Below are 16435 nucleotides of genomic sequence, written 5' to 3' on the forward strand. Positions count from 1 at the left end.
AGGACCCCAGCCACCGGATTCGACGGGAGTACCCATGGTGAACATCCGCAAGCCGTTGTACGCGGGCCTGCTGGCCGCGGTGACCGGACTGAGCGTCGCCGTCGGCGGGACCGCCGCGGCGCAGCCGGAAGAGGGCCAGATCAGGGGCGCGGGCGAGGGCGCCGCGATCCCCGGCAGCTACGTCGTCAAGCTGAAGGACCAGCTCGGCATCAGCTCGGTCGGGGACACCGCGGCGGAACTGACCGCGAGACACGGTGGCTCGGTCGGGCTCACCTACACCGCGGCGATGCAGGGCTTTTCGGCGAACATGAGCGAGAAGCAGGCGAAGCGGCTGGCCGCCGACCCGCGGGTGGAGTACGTCGAGCAGAACGCCGTGCTGACCATCCAGGGCACGCAGAACAACCCGGTGTGGGGCCTGGACCGGATCGACCAGCGCAACCTGCCGCTGAGCAAGACCTACACCTATCCCAACGGCGGTGAGGGCGTCACCTCCTACATCGCCGACACCGGGATCTACATGCAGCACCCGGACTTCGGCGGCCGGGCGACCAGCGGGTACGACTTCATCGACAACGACACCAACGCCTCCGACTGCCAGGGCCACGGCACGCACGTGGCGGGCACCGTCGGCAGCACCACCTACGGCGTGGCCAAGTCGACCAGCCTGGTCGCGGTGCGCGTGCTGAACTGCTCCGGTTCCGGGTCCTACGCCCAGATCGTGGCGGGCATCGACTGGGTGGCCAAGAACGCGAAGAAGCCCGCGGTGCTGAACATGAGCCTCGGCGGGGGCGCGGCGTCCAGTGTGGACACCGCGGTGCGCAACGCCAGCAACGCCGGTGTGACGGTGGTCGTGGCGTCCGGCAATTCCAACGCGAACGCCTGCAACTACAGCCCGGCCCGCGCGCCGGAGGCGATCACGGTGAACGCCACCGACTCCAGCGACAACCGCGCGAGCTTCTCGAACTACGGCACCTGCTCGGACATCTTCGCGCCCGGGGTCAGCGTGACCTCCACGCGGAACGGTGGTGGCACCACTTCGATGTCCGGCACCTCGATGGCCTCGCCGCACGTGGCCGGTGCCGCGGCGATCTACCTGTCGGCCAACCCCTCGGCCACCCCGGCCCAGGTGCAGACCGCGCTGAAGAACGCCGCGACCAACGGCGTGGTGAAGAACCCGGGTTCCGGTTCGCCGAACAAGCTGCTCTACGTCAGCTGACCCGGTAGCAAGCAAACCGGCCCGCCGCTTTCCCAGCGGCGGGCCGGTTTCTCGTTCTCTCGTGCCTAGCGGCCGCCTCTGGCCTGGGACACCATCTGGTCGAAGACCGGGCCGACGAGTTGCTCGAACTGTTCCTCGAACTGCTCGACGGGGTTCTTCGGCTTGGGCTGGGTGGTTTGGACCGGCAGGTCGCTGCGTGCCTCGGCGGTCGCGGCGGGCTTCTTCTTCGGCTCGGGCTTCTTCTTGGCCTTGGTCTCCGAAGCGGCGACCACCGCGGTGGCCGGCTTCGGCGCCTCCTCCTTCGGCGTTTCCGGTGGCACAGCGGGCTTTTCCACCACCGGTTCCGGCTCGGCGAGCACCCGCGGCGGCGCCTGCACGGGCGCCTGCGCGGTTTCCAGCGGGGTCGGCACCTGCGGCACACCGTGCGTGCCGAGCCAGCCGACGAAGAACAACGCCGCGGCCGCACCCATCACCAGCGCCGCGTGGCGCAGGCCACCGCGCTCGGCGGGCTCCAGCGGATCCCCGGCACGACGCCCGACTTCGCTCGCCCCGATGATCCCGGTGCGGTCGTACAGGTTCGCGGGTGCGGGCGTACCACTGGGCAGTCGACGCCGCCGATGCCGAAAAGTCCGCGTCACCAGACCAAACCTCCGATGCTTGGTGTCACCGGCTTTGCGCCGACAGTGACCACGCGAGTGAGGGGAAGCTACCAGCGCGTTCAGCCCCGGCGGAACCGCACCCGCGCCACTCACCTGGCCGGTGCGCCGAGAACAACTCGATCGGGTGACACCGAAAACGGCGGGCCGGCGGGCCGTTCGCCCCCCTTCAGCGAACGGACCACCGGCCTTGCTCGATCAGTGACCCCCTGGCTTGGTGTGGTTCTGACGCAGATGGGCGATCAGCCGTTCCCGCAGCGCCGCCCCGGACGGCTCGGGATCGACCATGCCCATCGCGTGCACGGACCGGCTCGGCGGCGGTGGCGGCGAAATGGTCGGGATCCGCTCGTGCGTCACGTCGACCCCGGCGAGCAGGCGCGCGGCCAGCGCCGGGTCGCCGCTGGTGACCAGCCTGCCCAGCGCGCCGCGGTGCATCTGCCCCAGCCGGAGGCGGCCGCCGGGGTGCCCGGCCCGGCCGCGCACCGCCGGATCGACGTGCAGCCGCACCGAGCACGGTCCAATGTGGAGCGCCGGGTCGGCGGTGAAGAACTCCAGCTGTGCGTTGAGATCCGCTTCTGCGTCGGCGTAGGCGTCGATGTCGTAGGCGGCGGTGATGTCACGCAGGAACGCGGCCAGCGCGGGCCGGACGGTGGCGGCCACGTCCCGCACCCGGCGCCGCACCACCTGACCGGGGCTGTCCACGCGGCAGGTGCAGCGCACCTCGGCGTCGAAGGCCAGGTCCGGGTCCTCGGCGGGCAGGGACTCGGTGAAGGCGAGTTCGTGGTCGGCCAGGTCCACCAGCCACGACCGCAGGTAGTTGCCCAGCCAGGCGTCCGGCACGCGGCCGTCCGCGTCCACCACCACCGGTTCGCCCTCACGGGGTTCGAGCACCAGCGCGGTGCCGCGGCGCGGTGGCGGGATCGGCGCGAACAACCGGACCGCACGGGGGCGGCGCACTTCCAGGATCGGGTCGAAGGTCGGATCCGCCACCAGAACTCCATTCTCGGAAAAGCGCCAACGTTCCAGGCGGACCGGAAAAAGAATCTCCGGTCCTGCGCTGAATGCCGTACGCCGCCAGTCTCAAAGGAAGCAGCTGGAAAAAACAAGTCCGTACCACCGGTGAAAAGATGACATTTCCGGGACGGCTGCCGTCGAGTGGAAACCCGGCGGTTCAGCGGCCGTCGGCCTGCTCGTAAACGGTCGGCGCCACCGGGGTGTAGCCAGCCGAAACCGGTTCGCCGAAAACCGGGTTGAGCTGGACACCAAGCACAAAACCACTGATCAACCCGACCAGCAGCGCGGTGGCGACAATCCTGATCATCAGCGCTGGAGCGCACAGCATTCGCATCGGGAATCACCTTTTCCGGTAGCCATTTACCGTCGCAAGATCACGGTATCCCGGCCACCGGGAACCTTCTGCGTCAAATGACGTGCAACGCCGAACTCAGCCTTCGGCCTCGTCGAGCAGCGCGCGCAGGGCCGGCACGCGCACGCTGATCCGGCCGCGGCCGGTGGTCACCACTTCCCGGCGCCGGAGCTCTTCGAGCACCCTGGTCACCGAAACCAGTGACGCGAGCACCATGTCCGCCAGTTCGCGCTGCGTCAAGCGAATCGTCACGAGTTCCCCGGAACGGCTCTCCACGCGGGCGAGGTCGAGCAAGCACTGCACGGTGCGGCGGCGGGTGTCGAAGCGGTGCTGGTGGCGGTGCAGGTCGCTGTCGCGCAGGCGGGCCACCGCGTTGGTCAGCACCGGCCAGGCGATGCGCGGGCGCTCGCGGCACAGCGCGGCGAACCGGACCGCGGGCACCACCAGCGCGCGCACCTGGCGCAGCACCTGGACGGTGGCCGACACCGGGCCGCCGTCGACCGCGGCCATGTCACCGACGATCTCGCCGGGCCCGCGGCGCGCGATGACCGTCCGGTTGCCGCTCGAGTCGGCGCGGAACACCTCGACCAGGCCGCCGTAGAGCACAAAAACGCCGTCGGCGCCCTCGCCTTCGCGGCAGAGCGTGGCCGGGCGGGGGTAGGAGCACAGCGCACCGGCGACCGCGAGCGCTTGCCGGTCCGGCTGTTCGAGCGCACCCCAGAAGGTGGCGGGGTCCGCCTGCGGTAGTGGGTCACGCCAGGTCACGGGCCGCGCCAGGGGCGGGTGGCGCACAACGCGCACGGTGCGCAGGACGGCATGACAAAATCCCCCTCCCCCGCCCGGTGGCTCAGGCGTCCCGGTTGCGCACCACGGAATCCGCTCCGGGGCTGACCAGCGCCTCGTGGCCGTCGGGGAACCGCACCCGGTACGGCGGGGTGCCGTCCTCGCCGAGCACTTCGACGATCTCGGCGAACCGGTCCTGCTGGCCGACCACCCGGCCGTGGGTCAGCAGCTTGTCGCCGACGCTTGCCTGCATGGTTTCCTCCCATCTTCGCCGTGTTTCCAGGATGCCCCGTACGCGCGCGCGAGCACAGGGTGCGCCAGGGTGAACCACGATTTCGAGCCGATTTCGAGCCGGCCGACGTATGGTGGTGCCATGTGCCGCAACATCACCAACCTGCGCGGGCTCGAGCCGGTCGCCACCGACGAGGAGATCCAGGCCGCGGCCGAGCAGTACGTCCGGAAGGTCGGCGGGGTCAGTTCGGTTTCGAAGAACAACCGCGAGGCCTACGAGACCGCGGTCGCCGAGATCGCCGCCGCGACCGAGAAGCTGATCAACGCCCTGCCCGCGCGTCGCAAGCCGCCGGCCGTGGTGCCGCCGCTGCGCCGCCCGGAGGTCCAGGCGAGGATCGCCGCCCGAGAGGCCGCGAAAGCCGCCGCCGAGGCCTGACCGGGGTCTTCAGCGCAGCTGCCGCAGGAGCGCGTCGTAGACCGGCGCGTCCTCGAACGGCCGCACCTGCCCGAACACCTCCCAGCCCCAGGAGAGGTACGCGGTCCGCGCGGGTGTGTTGGTGGGCTTCACCAGCAAGGTGGCGCGCTGCTCCGGGCGGTCGCTGAGCAGCGCGTCGTGCAGTTCGCAAGCGTGCCCGCGCCGCCGGAAGACGGGGCGCACCATCAGCTGGGTCACCGCGAACGTGCGTTCGCCGTCCTCCACCAGCAGTTCCGGCTCGACGTCGCCCAGGAACCCGCGCCACCACGCGGACCGCGGCGGCAACCGGTAACCGAGCGAGTACCCGACCAAGCCTCCGTGGTGCAGCGTCACGAGCGAGAAGCCAGGCCACTTGGCGTAACTCTCCAGCCGCTCCCAGAACCGATCGGGCGCGAAAAAGGGATCATCCAGCTGATCCGCGTAAACCTCCTGGTACACCGCCAGCAGTGCTTCGCGCTGGGCTCGCATACCGGCCGCGTCATGTCGGCTGAGCACTGATCCCCCTCACGCGGTCGAGGAACCGCTCGACGCCGGGAGCCCCGCGATGCCGAGCGATCTCCCGCCGCACCCGGCCGAGTTCCGTGCTCACCCGCCAGCTCTCCAGTTCGCCGTCGAGTTCGTCGAGCACGGCGTCCACCGCTTCGACCGCGCCATCGACAGCGCCCGCTCGCAGTCGCGCCTGGGCGAGCCGGACCCGGTAGAGCGCGACGTTGCGGGCGAAAGCGCCGCCGTACCCGGCGATGGCCCGCTCGAACAGCAACTCCGCCCGGGCGTGGTGACCGGTTTCCACCGCGCAGGTCGCTTCGACCGCGTCGATTTCGAGCGGGCTCAGGAAGGCCGCCCAATCGGCAGCCACGTCACCACGATCGGCGTCGAGCGCGCGACGCGCTCCCGCGATCGCCTTTCCGGCCTCCGCCGCGTCACCGCTACGCGCACCTCCCACGGCCGCGGACAGCAACGACGCGGCGGTCGCCCGTGGCGTCCGGGGCAGCCGCGCCGCCGCGGCCGCGGCTGCCTTGGAGTAGCGCAGGCCCTCACGCGGGCGGCCGAACAGATTGCTGTGGAACCCGAGACCGGCCAGCGCGCGGGTCTCGATCTCAGCGTCGGCGGCCTGCCTGGCTACCGCGAGCGCGTCCGTGAAGCTGGCCTGCGCCACGTCGTGCTGACCGGCGTCGCAGGCCAGCCAGCCGGTGCGGATCTGCAGGTTCCCGGTGGCCGCGAGCAGCTGGTCGCCGATCCGGCCGCCGTAGGTGCCGCGCTCCAGCATGAGGTGCGCCTGCTGCGACCAGTTCACCCCGGCGCGCCACAGGGTCTCACCGCCGTGGCGGTGGTCGAGGCCGCACAGGCGCGCCGTCGCTCGCCGGATCGTGGCGACCTCGGCGGAGCCGAGCTTGCCCGCCCCCAGTCCCGCGGTGGCGGTGGCGGCGAGCCCCCACTTGACGAGCGTGCGGCGCCTCATGGGATCGGACGGTACCTCGTCGAGGAGGCCGGAGAAGCGCGTCCGGACGTCGTCGGTGGCGCGAGCGAGCGCGGTGTCGAGCACCGCCTGCATCTCGGGCGTGGGCCGGATGTCCGCGCCCCGCGCCTCCCACTTGGAGACCGTCCGGGTGCCCACGCCGAGGTGGGCGGCGAAGTCGCGGACGCTGGCGCGCATGGCCGTGCGCAACAACTTGGCTTCGCGGCCGGTCCAGGTCCGCACGATCGTCATCACCGGACTGTAATCAGGCTCGTACTTTGGGTGCAACGACCGCGTCTCGCCGGTGCCACACCGGTACCTGGCCCGATCGCCGGGTTCGCTGCTGGGAACGAAGACTGCGCTCCTTCGCCGAAGGAGAAGGGATACCGATCGTGAGCATCTATTACGAGTTCACCACAGGCTCGCACGACGCCTTCGACGAACTGGCCACGATCGGCGCGCGCTACGTGCTCACGCCGTCCCTGCGGCACCTGGCCGCGAACACCCTGCTGCAGAACACAATGCTCGCCCGGCTCGAAAGCGCCGAGACCGAAGTCCTCACCCTCGACGACCTACGGCGAACCCGCGAAATACTCGCCGCGTTCCGAGGCGGTGGCGATGGCGGAAGCGGAGGGATTTGAACCCCCGGTTGGTTTCCCAACGCTCGCTTTCAAGGCGAGTGCATTCGGCCGCTCTGCCACGCTTCCCTGCCCCGAGCCTAGCGCCCCGCTGGTCACCAGGCGCCCCCCAGGTGGTCGTTGACGCGCGTGAACGCCTGCCCCAGTACGACCTGCTCCTCTTCGGTGAGCAGGTCGATCAGGTGCTCCCGCACGCCCTTCACGTGCGTGGGCGCGGCCCGCTCCAGCAGGGCGCGGCCACTGTCCGTGAGCACCGTGATCACCCCGCGCCGGTCGGCCGGGTCGCGCTCGCGCTGCACGTGACCCTCGTGCTCCAGCCTGCCCACCTGGTGCGACAGCCTGCTCTTCGTCGAACCCAGCATGGCCGCCAGCTCCGACATCCGGACCCGGCCGTCCTCGCAGGCCGACAGCGCGACCAGCACCTCGTAGTCGATGAGCGAGAGGTCGTGCTCCTCCGCGAGCTCGCGGTGCAGCCGCTGCCGCAGGTGCAGCGTGGCGACGATGTACGACCGCCAGGCGAGCATTTCCCGCTCGCTCAGCCACCGCGGTTCTTCCTCGCTCATGCTACGCAGAGTAGAACCCGCGCCCACCTCCTCCGCAGCGGGGATCTTCCGCCGAAAGTGGTCGCCGAAACGGTTGTCTGACCGCCGCCCGAGGCGCATCCTTGGTTGTCAAGCGGATGGCACGACCCGCACCGCGGCACACCGGCCAGGCGCGCCGGGACGGGCCTCCACCCGGGAGAGGGTTAGGTGGTGCAGTGACGAATGATTCCTCGCGGTTGACCGCCGGCTGTGTCCCCACGACCGGGGCGACCTCACAGGCGACCAGGTCGTGATTGTGAACAGCGCGAGCGCGGGTATTCCACGTGCGCTCGGGTCTTGAAACGCGCATTTCGGCGTCTTTCGAGCCTGTGTTATCGGTGTGGCCTCGGTGACCTCACCGCCAGCGCTCATCGCCGGCCCGGCAATGCGGCCGACCGCGGTAGTTTCCATGACAACCTCGGTAGTCCTGGGTGTGCGTCCCGCAGCGGGACGCACACCCAGGCTTTTTCTTGCCCGCGCAGGGTTTCCCGACCGCGGTTAGGCTTTGGCCGTGCGATTCGACGAAGGTGCGGGCCTCGACCTGTCCGAGGTTTCCGATCAGCGCGGCGGCGGTGGGATCGGCGGCCGGGTCGCCATCGGCGGTGGCGGGCTCGGTGTGCTCGGGCTGGTGGTGTACTTCCTGCTGTCCCAGTTCGGCGGGGTCGCGCCCAGCGGCAGCGGGCTGTCCGGCCTCGGCTCCGGCGAGCAGACCGACAACTCGTCGCTCTCCTCGGAATGCCGGACCGGCGCCGACGCCAACCGCAACCGCGACTGCGCCACCGTCGCGGTGATCAACTCCATCCAGGACTACTGGGCCGCCGAGTTCGCCCGCTCCGGGCAGACCTATCGCAAGGCCACCACGAACTTCTTCAGCGGCGGCGTGCGCACCGGCTGCGGCAACGCCAGCTCCGACGTCGGCCCGTTCTACTGCCCCGCCGACTCCGAGGTCTACATCGATCTCGCGTTCTTCCAGGAACTGCGCTCGCGCTTCGGCGCGCAGGGCGGCCCGTTCGCCGAGGCCTACGTGCTCGCCCACGAATACGGCCACCACGTGCAGAACCTCAACGGCACCTCGGACCGCGTCCGCACCCGCAGCGGCCCGGCGTCCGACTCGGTGCGCCTGGAACTGCAGGCCGACTGCTACGCGGGCGTCTGGGCGAACCACGCGACCACCACGCCGACGGAGAACGGCAGGCCGCTGGTCACCGACATCACCCAGGACGACATCAACCGGGCGCTGGACACCGCCGCCCGCATCGGCGACGACTACATCCAGCGCGAACTGGGCGGCGGCCAGGTGGACCAGTCGAAGTTCAGCCACGGCAGCTCGAAGCAGCGCGAGAAGTGGTTCACCACCGGCATCAGCACCGGTGACCCCGCCCGCTGCGACACCTTCAGCACCCGCGACCTCGGCTGACCCCGGACACGAAGGTGGCTTTCGGAGCGAAATCCGCCCCGAAAGCCACATTCGTGTTCATTGCCAGGTGATCAGGCGGCGACGTCGTGCGTGTGCTCGGCGTGTGCCGAGAACGCGCGCTGCGACTGCCGCTTCGCCGCGGTCGCCTGCTTGTTCACCGCACCCTGCGAGCTGACCCCGTTGACCTCTTCGGTGCTGATGCCGTAGGTGGCGGTCACCCAGGCCAGCGCGTCGGAGTTGCGGTCGAGCGCCTTGCGGTCGACGTTGCCCAGGTTGTCGCACGGCTGGTGGTAGCACGGGTCGTAGGCCACCCCTGCCGTGCCGCCCCACTTCGCGGCCTGCGCCTCGGTCTTGATGCCCTCGGCACCGGTGAACAGCCCACCGGCCGGGATGCCCAGCGCGATGAAGCCGCCGTAGTCGGAACGGCCGCTGAAGTCGGTGTCCTCCACCGCGATGCCCTGCGAGCCGAGGTAACCGACGAACTGCTGCTCGATCTGCGCCGAACCGTACGGGCCGGGGCCCGCGCCCTCACCGGCCGAGTCGTCGCCGTCGTAGGCGAAGTACGCGGCGTTCGGCGAGCCGATCATGTCGAAGTTGAGGTACAGCGCGATGTCCAGCTGCTGCTCGAAGCTGAGCTGGGCGGTGTAGTAGTCCGAGCCGACCAGGCCGAACTCCTCGGCACCCCACCAGGCGAAGCGCACCGCGTTGTTCACCTTCGGGCTGCCGCCCAGCTGCAGCGCGGTCTCCAGCAGCCCGGCCGAGCCGGTGCCGTTGTCGTTGATCCCGGCGCCGCCCGGCACGCTGTCCAGGTGGGCACCGGCCATCACCACGTTGTCCTTGCGGCCGGTCTTGGTCTCGGCGATCACGTTGTAGGTGCTGCGCTCCTCCTGGATGGTGCGCAGTTCCAGGGTGACCGAAGCGCCGTTCTGCGTGGCCAGCGACTCGCCGGCGGCCTTGGTGATGCCACCGGTCGGGATCTTCGCCGACGCCGGGTCGCCGAGCGTGCCGTTGAGGTCACCGTCGGTGTTGTTGTAGATGACCGCGCCGACCGCACCGGCCTCCGCGGCGGCCTGCTGCTTCTGCGCGAACGAGCAGGCACCGCGCGACACCAGCACGATCTTGCCGGTCACGCCGCTGTAGTCGGTCGCCTCGCAGCCCGGCGTGGCATCCGACGGCACCACGGCCAGCGGCGCGGTGATGCCCCCGACCGGCGTGGACGGGCTGTAGGTCATCACGATGATCGGCACGTCGGCCCGGCCACCTTGAGGCTCTCGGCGAGCGTCTCGGAGTAGGTGAACGGGAAGTGCTGGCGGGTCACGGTGAAGCCCGCGGCCTCCAGCTTGGTGGCGACGTACTCGGCGGACTTGTCGTAACCCGGCGTGCCGGCGGCCCTGGTGCGGCCGTTCTGGTCGGAAATGCGCTGGAGGGCGATCAGGTGCCGGTTCACGCCACCTACGTCGACCTTCTTCACCAGCTGCTTGGCCAGTGCAGGCCCGTCCGGCACCGCCTGCGCCTGCGCGCCTGCGGCCGGGGCGGTGCCCAGCGCCAAGCCCGCGCAGGCCGCCAGAGCGACCGCGGGCGCGAGCTTTTTTCTCACGGATGACATCGAGCGGTTCCCCAATCTCACGTGGAATCGGCACCCGGCCACGCATGTCCCCCGACACCGCCGGTTGCCGCGATGCGCATCACCTTCAGCTCTTTTCCGGTCCTGGTCAAGAGGCATTCGTTGGATTCGGGGACAGTAACCGTTTAACCGCCGTTTACCACCGCCGGTAACGAATTGACATTGTGGGTTTATCGTCGACGGTATGCACGCGATCACGATCAGCGAACCAGGCGGACCCGAGAACCTTCGCTGGAGCGAGGTCCCCGACCCGGTACCCGGCCACGGCGAGGTGCTGGTGGAGGTGGCCGCCAGCGCGGTGAACCGCGCGGACCTGCTGCAACGCCGCGGCCTCTACCCGCCGCCGAAGGGGGCCAGCGAGATCATGGGGCTCGAGTGCTCCGGCGTGATCACCGAACTCGGCGAGGGCGTCGAGGGCTGGTCGGTCGGCGACGAGGTGTGCGCGCTGCTCGCGGGCGGTGGTTACGCCGAGAAGGTGGTGGTGCCCGCCGGGCAGCTGCTGCCGGTGCCGGGTGAGGTCAAGCTGATCGCCGCCGCCGGGCTGCCTGAGGTGGCCTGCACGGTCTGGTCGAACGTGGTGATGCACGCGGGCCTGGCCGAGGGCGAGGTGCTGCTGGTGCACGGCGGCGCGGGCGGCATCGGCACGCACGCGATCCAGGTCGGCAAGGCGCTCGGCGCGACGGTGGCGGTCACCGCGGGCTCGGCGGACCGGCTCGACCGCTGCCGCCAGCTCGGCGCCGACGTCACCATCAACTACCGCGACCAGGACTTCGTCGAGGTGCTGCGCGCGGAAACCGGGGGCGCCGACGTCATCCTGGACAACATGGGCGCGGCCTACCTCGGCCGCAACGTCGACGCGCTCAAGCCGGACGGCAGGCTGATGGTGATCGGCATGCAGGGCGGCGTGAAGGGCGAGCTGAACCTCGGCGCGCTGATCGGCAAGCGCGCCAGCGTGACCGGGCTCGGCCTGCGCGGGCGGCCGCTGGAGAACAAGGCACGCATCGTCAGCGCGGTCCGCGAGCACCTGTGGCCGCTGGTCGAGCGCGGTGAGGTGATGCCGGTGGTGGACCAGGTGCTGCCGATGTCCGACGCCGGTGCCGCGCACCAGGCGCTCGACGACGGCGGGGTGTTCGGCAAGATCCTGCTGGCCGCGCGGTCCTAACGCAGCTCTTCCAGCACGCGCACCAGCTGGTTGATCTCGAAGACGTTGGAGTAGTGGGCGAGGCCGATGCGGACCGCACCGCCGACCTCGCCCACGCCCAGCGACGCGAACACGCCACCGGTGCCATCGTCGGCGAACGCGCAAAGTCCTTGCGAGGCAAGATATTCGGCCACTTCGGGCGCTTTCTTGCCCGCCACCGTGAAGGCCAGCGACGGGATCCGGCGCATCGCGTCACCGATCACCATCACGTGCCGCAGCGAGCGCAGCTCGGTGCTCAGCTGGGCGAGCAGGCCCGCGTGGTACGACTTCGCCGAACCGAGCGAGGTGACCAGTTTCTCCCGCCGCGAGCCGATCGCGGCATCGTCCAAACCGGACAGGTAGTCCACCGAGGCGACCAGGCCGGCCAGCAGCGGGTGGGCGTGCGGGCCCAGCTCCAGCCGGGCCGCGCCGCGGGCCGCGGCCTCCAGCGACACCGACGGCAGCCGCTCCAGCAGTTCCGGATCGCGGAAGGCCAGTGCGCCGACCGCCGGACCGCCCCAGGCCTGCGCCGAGAGCACCATGATGTCCGCGCCGAGCGCCTGCAGGTCCAGCGGCACAAAAGGGGCCGCGTAGGTGGCGTCGACCACCACCAGCGCACCGACCCGCTTGGCGAACTCGATGATCGTCGGCACGTCGGGGCGGGTGCCCACCGAGCCCGAGGCCAGCGTCACCGTGACCACTTTGGTGCGCGCGGACACCAGGTTCTCGTACTGCCACGCGGGCAGTTCGCAGGTCTCGATGTCGATCTCACCCCAGCGCACCACCGCGCCGACCCGCTTGGCCGCGCGGCGCCACGGCGCCAGGTTCGCCTGCTCGTCGAGCCGGGAGACCACCACTTCGTCCCCGATGGTCCACCGCTCGGACAGCACGTCCACCAGGCGCTGGATCAGCACCGAGGCGCTCGCGCCGAGCACCACCCCGGCCGGGTCCCCGCCAACCAGGTCGGCCACCGCCCGCCGGGCCGCCGACACGATGCTCTCCGCACGCTGTGAGGCCGGAAACGCACCCCCCGGACCGGAAACCGGGGCCCGCATCGCGGTCGACACCGCCGAGGCCACCTGTTCGGGGACCAGCATGCCGGCGGCGCCGTCGAAGTGAATCCAGCCGTCACCCAGCGCGGGGAACAACCCGCGAATCCGAGCGACGTCGAAGGCCATGGGCACACGGTACGGAGCCTGCGAATCACCGTGTGCTCCGGGGTTGGCCTGGGAACCGCGTGACCAGCCACGGACCGCTAGACGAGTAATGCGTAAGTCGGGGTGGTAGCCGGGGAAGGACGAAGGGTGTTCAAGATCCGTTTGTGACGACAGACCTGAACACCCTTCTGACCGCACTCTACGTCAGGATCGACGACCACCTCGCGAGCAGGCGCCGCCTGGGCAGACCGCCCAGGCTGACCGACGCCGAGCTGGTCACCCTCGCGGTGGGCCAGGCATTGCTCGGGTTCACCTCCGAAGCCCGCTGGCTGCGGTTCGTACCCGCCCGTATGCCCGGCGCCTTTCCGTTCCTGCCTGGACAGCCCGGCTACAACCGCCGCCTGCGTGCCGCGTTGCCACTGATCAAGCAGGTGATGCGCTGGCTGGCGGCGGACACCGACCTGTGGACCGACACGACCTGGATCGTCGACTCCACCCCGGTGGAGTGCGGCCGCTCCCGGCCAACGGCCAAGCGTTCGGACCTGGCGGGCTGGGCGAAATACGGCTTCTGCCGTTCGCACTCCCGCTGGTTCTGGGGCCTGCGCCTGCACCTGGTCTGCACCCCGGCCGGGCTTCCGGTCACCTGGGCACTGGCCGATCCGAAGATCGACGAGCGGCAGGTGCTCATGGCCCTGTGCGACCATGAACCCCACCTACTCGGCGAACGTCCCGGCCTGCTGATCATCGCCGATAAGGGCTACGTCTCCCGTGAGCTGGACCGGTTCCTGCACGAGCGTGGGATCCGGCTGATCCGCCCGTCCTACCGCAACCGCACACCACATCCCGGCGAACCGCTGCTCAAGTCCATCCGCCAGCTCATCGAGTCGGTCAACGACACACTCAAAGGTCAACTAAACCTCGAACAACACGGTGGGCGCACCATCGAGGGCGTCGGCGTCCGCATCGCCCAACGACTACTCGCGCTGACCGCCGCCATCTGGCACAACCGCGCCACCGGCCAACCCGTCACCCGATCCCTTACCGCCTACGACCACTGACCGACTTACGCATTACTCGTCTAGGCTCGGGGGCATGACCGAGCCGAATCATCCGAAAGCAGACACGAACGGCGAGTCCGCCCAGCACGTCGTGGTGGTCGGGCCGGACGGGTCCCCGGTCGGCACGGCCAGGATCGCGCCGAGCGAGGAGGCCGAGCAGAACGAAACCGTCGGCGACCTGGTCGAAGAGCCGGCCAAGGTGATGCGCATCGGCACGATGATCAAGCAGCTGCTCGAAGAGGTCCGCGCGGCACCGCTGGACGACGCCAGCCGCAACCGGCTCCGCGAGATCCACGAGACCTCGATCAAGGAGCTGGAGCAGGCGCTCGCGCCGGAGTTGCGCGACGAGCTGGAGCGCCTGGTCGCGCCGTTCACCGAGGACACCACGCCCACCGACGCCGAACTGCGGATCGCGCAGGCGCAGCTGGTCGGCTGGCTGGAAGGGCTGTTCCACGGCATCCAGACGGCCCTGTTCGCCCAGCAGATGGCCGCGCGCGTGCAGCTCGAGCAGATGCGGCGCGGCCTGCCGCCCGGCGCGTCGGCGGGCGCGAACGAGCACCACGGCCCCGGGATCAGCGGCACTGGCCAATACTTGTAGGGCACCGCGCCGCACTCCGCCGGATGTACTAGTGCACCCGAAAACGGGCGCCCTATAACGCAACTACCGGTTCACGGCGAGTCGGCGCGTGCGTACACTCCTGGCTTTCGGCGCGGCCAGGCATCGGGGCGATTGGGGGCCCCACCAGCCGAGCCTGCGAACGAGGGAGGCCCCTGCGGTGCTCGACAGAATCCATCAGCTGCTCAGAGGCGAAGCAGTGCGCCGGTCGATGCGCGAGAAGTTCATCCGCGCCATGGCCGAGGTGATGGAACCGTTCCAGAACGAGCAGCGAGAACGTCTCGACCGCCTGGAACACGAGCTGCGGCAGGACGCCAAGCACGCCTTCGACCGGCTCGTCGAGTTCGAGGTCCGCAGCCGGCGGGACATCGTCTACGCGGCCGACCAGGAGGCGGCGATCGAGGCGAACCGCTTCGTGCGCAACCACATGCCGACCGCGCCGCACTTCGGTGACCCGCACGCCACGCTGGAGCACGCGCTGTCACTGGCGCCCGCCGAGGGCATGGCGCTGGAGTTCGGCGTCTACACCGGCACCACGCTGAAGATCATCGCGGCCGCGCGGGCCGGCGAGGTCTACGGCTTCGACTCGTTCCAGGGCCTGCCCGAGGACTGGCGCAACGGGTTCCCGGCGGGCACCTTCACCGTGGACGGGCTGCCGGACGTCTCCGGCGCGGAACTGGTCCCCGGCTGGTTCGACGAGACGCTGCCGAAGTTCCTCGACGAGCACCCCGGCCCGATCGCCTTCCTGCACGTCGACGGCGACCTGTACAGCTCCGCGAAGACCGTGCTCGACCTGTGCGGGCCGCGGCTGGTCGAGGGCAGCATCGTGGTCTTCGACGAGTTCTTCAACTATCCGGGCTGGCAGCGGCACGAGTACCGGGCGTGGATGGAGTACGTCGGCGAGACCGGCGTGGAATTCACCTATGAGGGTTACACCTACTCCGACGAGCAGGTCATCGTCCGCATCGGCGGGCGGTGAGGGCTGGTCTCGGTCAGGTCAAGCTCGTCGGTACCCTCGTATCTCGTGCACGCCACCAGCACCATCGAACAGGTTCCCGCGCCCCCCGCGGTCTCCGACAGCCGCACGTTCAAGCGCGCCATCCGCGATCTGCGCCAGGGTTACGCCAATCGTGAGCTCTGGAGCCACCTCGGCTGGCAGGACATCAAGCAGCGCTACCGCCGCTCCGTGCTCGGCCCGTTCTGGATCACCATCAGCCAGGGCGTCATCGCGCTCGGCCTCGGTGTCCTGTACGCGGTGCTGTTCGGCGCGCCGGTGGCGACCTTCCTGCCGTACGTGGCCACCGGCCTGATCGTCTGGACCTTCATCAGCGGCTGCCTCACCGAGGGCATGGAGTGCTTCATCGCCAACGAGGGGCTGATCAAGCAGCTGCCCTCGCCGCTGTCGGTGTACGCGCTGCGCACGGTGTGGCGCCAGATGCTGATGTTCGCCCACAACATCATCGTCTACGTGATCATCATGCTGATCTACGTGGCGACGCTGACCGGGCCGTACACGCTGACCGGCGACGGCACCTGCGGTGGCGCGAACGCCGCGTGGACCTGCCACCCCGGCATCGGGCTGGACATCCTGCTCGCCATTCCCGGGTTCGTCATGGTCGCGCTGAACGCCGGCTGGGTGACGATGCTGCTCGGCATCATCTCCACCCGCTTCCGCGACATCCCCCAGGTGATCAACGCGCTGGTCCAGCTGCTGTTCTACCTGACCCCGATCGTCTGGCCGCTGGACCAGGTCAGCGCCGTCGGCGGCAACCGCCACCAGCTGGCCGAGACCGTGCTGCCGATCATCCAGCTCAACCCGATCTACCATCTGGTGCAGGTGGTCCGCGCGCCGCTGCTGGGCCAGCACCTCAGCATCTACAGCTGGCTCGCGGTCGCCGGGATGGCGATCGTCGGCTGGGGCCTGGCCCTGGTCGCCATGCGCAACTACCGTGCCCGCGTCTCCTACTGGGTGTGACAGGAA

General features: G+C 69.9%; 18 protein-coding genes, 1 tRNA gene and 1 pseudogene. 9 read left to right on the plus strand and 11 right to left on the minus strand.

All coding sequences use genetic code 11. From position 1 onward, the window contains the following. Window positions 1-34 precede the first annotated feature (34 nt). Window positions 35-1216: a S8 family peptidase gene (locus A4R43_RS28310; RefSeq protein WP_113695079.1), complete on the plus strand. Its 1182-nt coding sequence runs from the start codon at window positions 35-37 to the stop codon at window positions 1214-1216. A 65-nt stretch (window positions 1217-1281) separates the two neighbouring features. Here A4R43_RS28310 and A4R43_RS28315 read toward each other — a convergent pair whose 3' ends face one another. From A4R43_RS28315 to A4R43_RS28330, 5 genes are all read right to left on the minus strand, one after another. Next, window positions 1282-1854: a hypothetical protein gene (locus tag A4R43_RS28315; protein ID WP_113695080.1), complete on the minus strand. Its 573-nt coding sequence runs from the start codon at window positions 1852-1854 to the stop codon at window positions 1282-1284. Between the two features lie 216 nt (window positions 1855-2070). Then, window positions 2071-2862, minus strand: a complete 792-nt coding sequence (locus A4R43_RS28320) for a hypothetical protein (protein WP_113695081.1) — start codon at window positions 2860-2862, stop codon at window positions 2071-2073. Between the two features lie 181 nt (window positions 2863-3043). Then, entirely contained in the window at window positions 3044-3220 is a 177-nt protein-coding gene (locus A4R43_RS42935) for a hypothetical protein (RefSeq protein WP_162788628.1), read from the minus strand. A 96-nt stretch (window positions 3221-3316) separates the two neighbouring features. Further along, window positions 3317-4030, minus strand: a complete 714-nt coding sequence (locus A4R43_RS28325) for a Crp/Fnr family transcriptional regulator (RefSeq protein WP_236808333.1) — start codon at window positions 4028-4030, stop codon at window positions 3317-3319. Between the two features lie 55 nt (window positions 4031-4085). After that, window positions 4086-4274 (minus strand): DUF1918 domain-containing protein, encoded by a 189-nt coding sequence (locus tag A4R43_RS28330; protein WP_113695082.1) that lies wholly within the window; start codon window positions 4272-4274, stop codon window positions 4086-4088. A gap of 120 nt (window positions 4275-4394) precedes the next feature. On the opposite strand from A4R43_RS28330, the gene A4R43_RS28335 reads away from it, so the two are divergent. Then, on the plus strand, window positions 4395-4688 hold the full coding sequence (locus A4R43_RS28335; RefSeq protein WP_113695083.1) for a DUF2277 domain-containing protein: 294 nt from the start codon (window positions 4395-4397) through the stop codon (window positions 4686-4688). Between the two features lie 9 nt (window positions 4689-4697). On the opposite strand, the gene A4R43_RS28340 is transcribed toward A4R43_RS28335, so the two are convergent. Then, entirely contained in the window at window positions 4698-5195 is a 498-nt protein-coding gene (locus A4R43_RS28340; RefSeq protein WP_113695084.1) for a GNAT family N-acetyltransferase, read from the minus strand. 10 nt (window positions 5196-5205) lie between these two features. Next, on the minus strand, window positions 5206-6435 hold the full coding sequence (locus A4R43_RS28345) for a helix-turn-helix domain-containing protein (protein WP_113695085.1): 1230 nt from the start codon (window positions 6433-6435) through the stop codon (window positions 5206-5208). Window positions 6436-6575: 140 nt separating this feature from the next. On the opposite strand from A4R43_RS28345, the gene A4R43_RS28350 reads away from it, so the two are divergent. Further along, complete coding sequence (locus A4R43_RS28350; RefSeq protein WP_113695086.1) at window positions 6576-6824, plus strand: hypothetical protein; 249 nt, start codon at window positions 6576-6578, stop codon at window positions 6822-6824. Here A4R43_RS28350 and A4R43_RS28355 read toward each other — a convergent pair. Together A4R43_RS28355 and A4R43_RS28360 are read right to left on the minus strand one after the other, a co-directional pair. Then, a tRNA-Ser gene (locus A4R43_RS28355) sits at window positions 6803-6890 on the minus strand. The genes A4R43_RS28350 and A4R43_RS28355 overlap by 22 nt on opposite strands. Before the next feature lie 26 nt (window positions 6891-6916). Beyond that, complete coding sequence (locus A4R43_RS28360) at window positions 6917-7384, minus strand: MarR family winged helix-turn-helix transcriptional regulator (protein ID WP_113695087.1); 468 nt, start codon at window positions 7382-7384, stop codon at window positions 6917-6919. Window positions 7385-7913: 529 nt separating this feature from the next. Between A4R43_RS28360 and ypfJ the strand changes: the two genes are divergently transcribed. Further along, window positions 7914-8819 carry a KPN_02809 family neutral zinc metallopeptidase gene (gene ypfJ, locus A4R43_RS28365; RefSeq protein WP_113697949.1) on the plus strand — a complete coding sequence of 302 codons (906 nt, stop codon included), beginning with the start codon at window positions 7914-7916 and terminating at the stop codon, window positions 8817-8819. Window positions 8820-8890: 71 nt separating this feature from the next. Here ypfJ and A4R43_RS28370 read toward each other — a convergent pair. Beyond that, window positions 8891-10425, minus strand: a pseudogene (locus A4R43_RS28370) (M28 family metallopeptidase). Between the two features lie 202 nt (window positions 10426-10627). Between A4R43_RS28370 and A4R43_RS28375 the strand changes: the two are divergent. Next, the gene (locus A4R43_RS28375; RefSeq protein ID WP_113695088.1) at window positions 10628-11605 is read left to right on the plus strand and encodes an NAD(P)H-quinone oxidoreductase; all 978 of its coding nucleotides are present in this window, start codon (window positions 10628-10630) and stop codon (window positions 11603-11605) included. On the opposite strand, the gene A4R43_RS28380 is transcribed toward A4R43_RS28375, so the two are convergent. Continuing rightward, on the minus strand, window positions 11602-12801 hold the full coding sequence (locus A4R43_RS28380; protein WP_113695089.1) for a cysteine desulfurase-like protein: 1200 nt from the start codon (window positions 12799-12801) through the stop codon (window positions 11602-11604). The genes A4R43_RS28375 and A4R43_RS28380 overlap by 4 nt on opposite strands. Before the next feature lie 143 nt (window positions 12802-12944). Here A4R43_RS28380 and A4R43_RS28385 point away from each other — a divergent pair, with 143 nt between their 5' ends. The 4 genes from A4R43_RS28385 to wzm all read left to right on the plus strand — a co-directional run bounded on the left by A4R43_RS28385 (window position 12945) and on the right by wzm (window position 16429). After that, window positions 12945-13838, plus strand: a complete 894-nt coding sequence (locus A4R43_RS28385; protein WP_113692748.1) for an IS982 family transposase — start codon at window positions 12945-12947, stop codon at window positions 13836-13838. A 34-nt stretch (window positions 13839-13872) separates the two neighbouring features. Then, window positions 13873-14436 carry a bacterial proteasome activator family protein gene (locus A4R43_RS28390; protein WP_113695090.1) on the plus strand — a complete coding sequence of 188 codons (564 nt, stop codon included), beginning with the start codon at window positions 13873-13875 and terminating at the stop codon, window positions 14434-14436. 229 nt (window positions 14437-14665) lie between these two features. After that, window positions 14666-15433 carry a class I SAM-dependent methyltransferase gene (locus tag A4R43_RS28395; RefSeq protein ID WP_113697950.1) on the plus strand — a complete coding sequence of 256 codons (768 nt, stop codon included), beginning with the start codon at window positions 14666-14668 and terminating at the stop codon, window positions 15431-15433. Between the two features lie 45 nt (window positions 15434-15478). Beyond that, a complete protein-coding gene (gene wzm / locus A4R43_RS28400) occupies window positions 15479-16429 on the plus strand; it encodes a galactan export ABC transporter permease subunit Wzm/RfbD (RefSeq protein ID WP_113695091.1) in 951 nt (316 codons plus the stop codon). Window positions 16430-16435 lie beyond the last annotated feature (6 nt).

Source organism: Amycolatopsis albispora (assembly GCF_003312875.1).
GTDB lineage: Bacteria > Actinomycetota > Actinomycetes > Mycobacteriales > Pseudonocardiaceae > Amycolatopsis > Amycolatopsis albispora.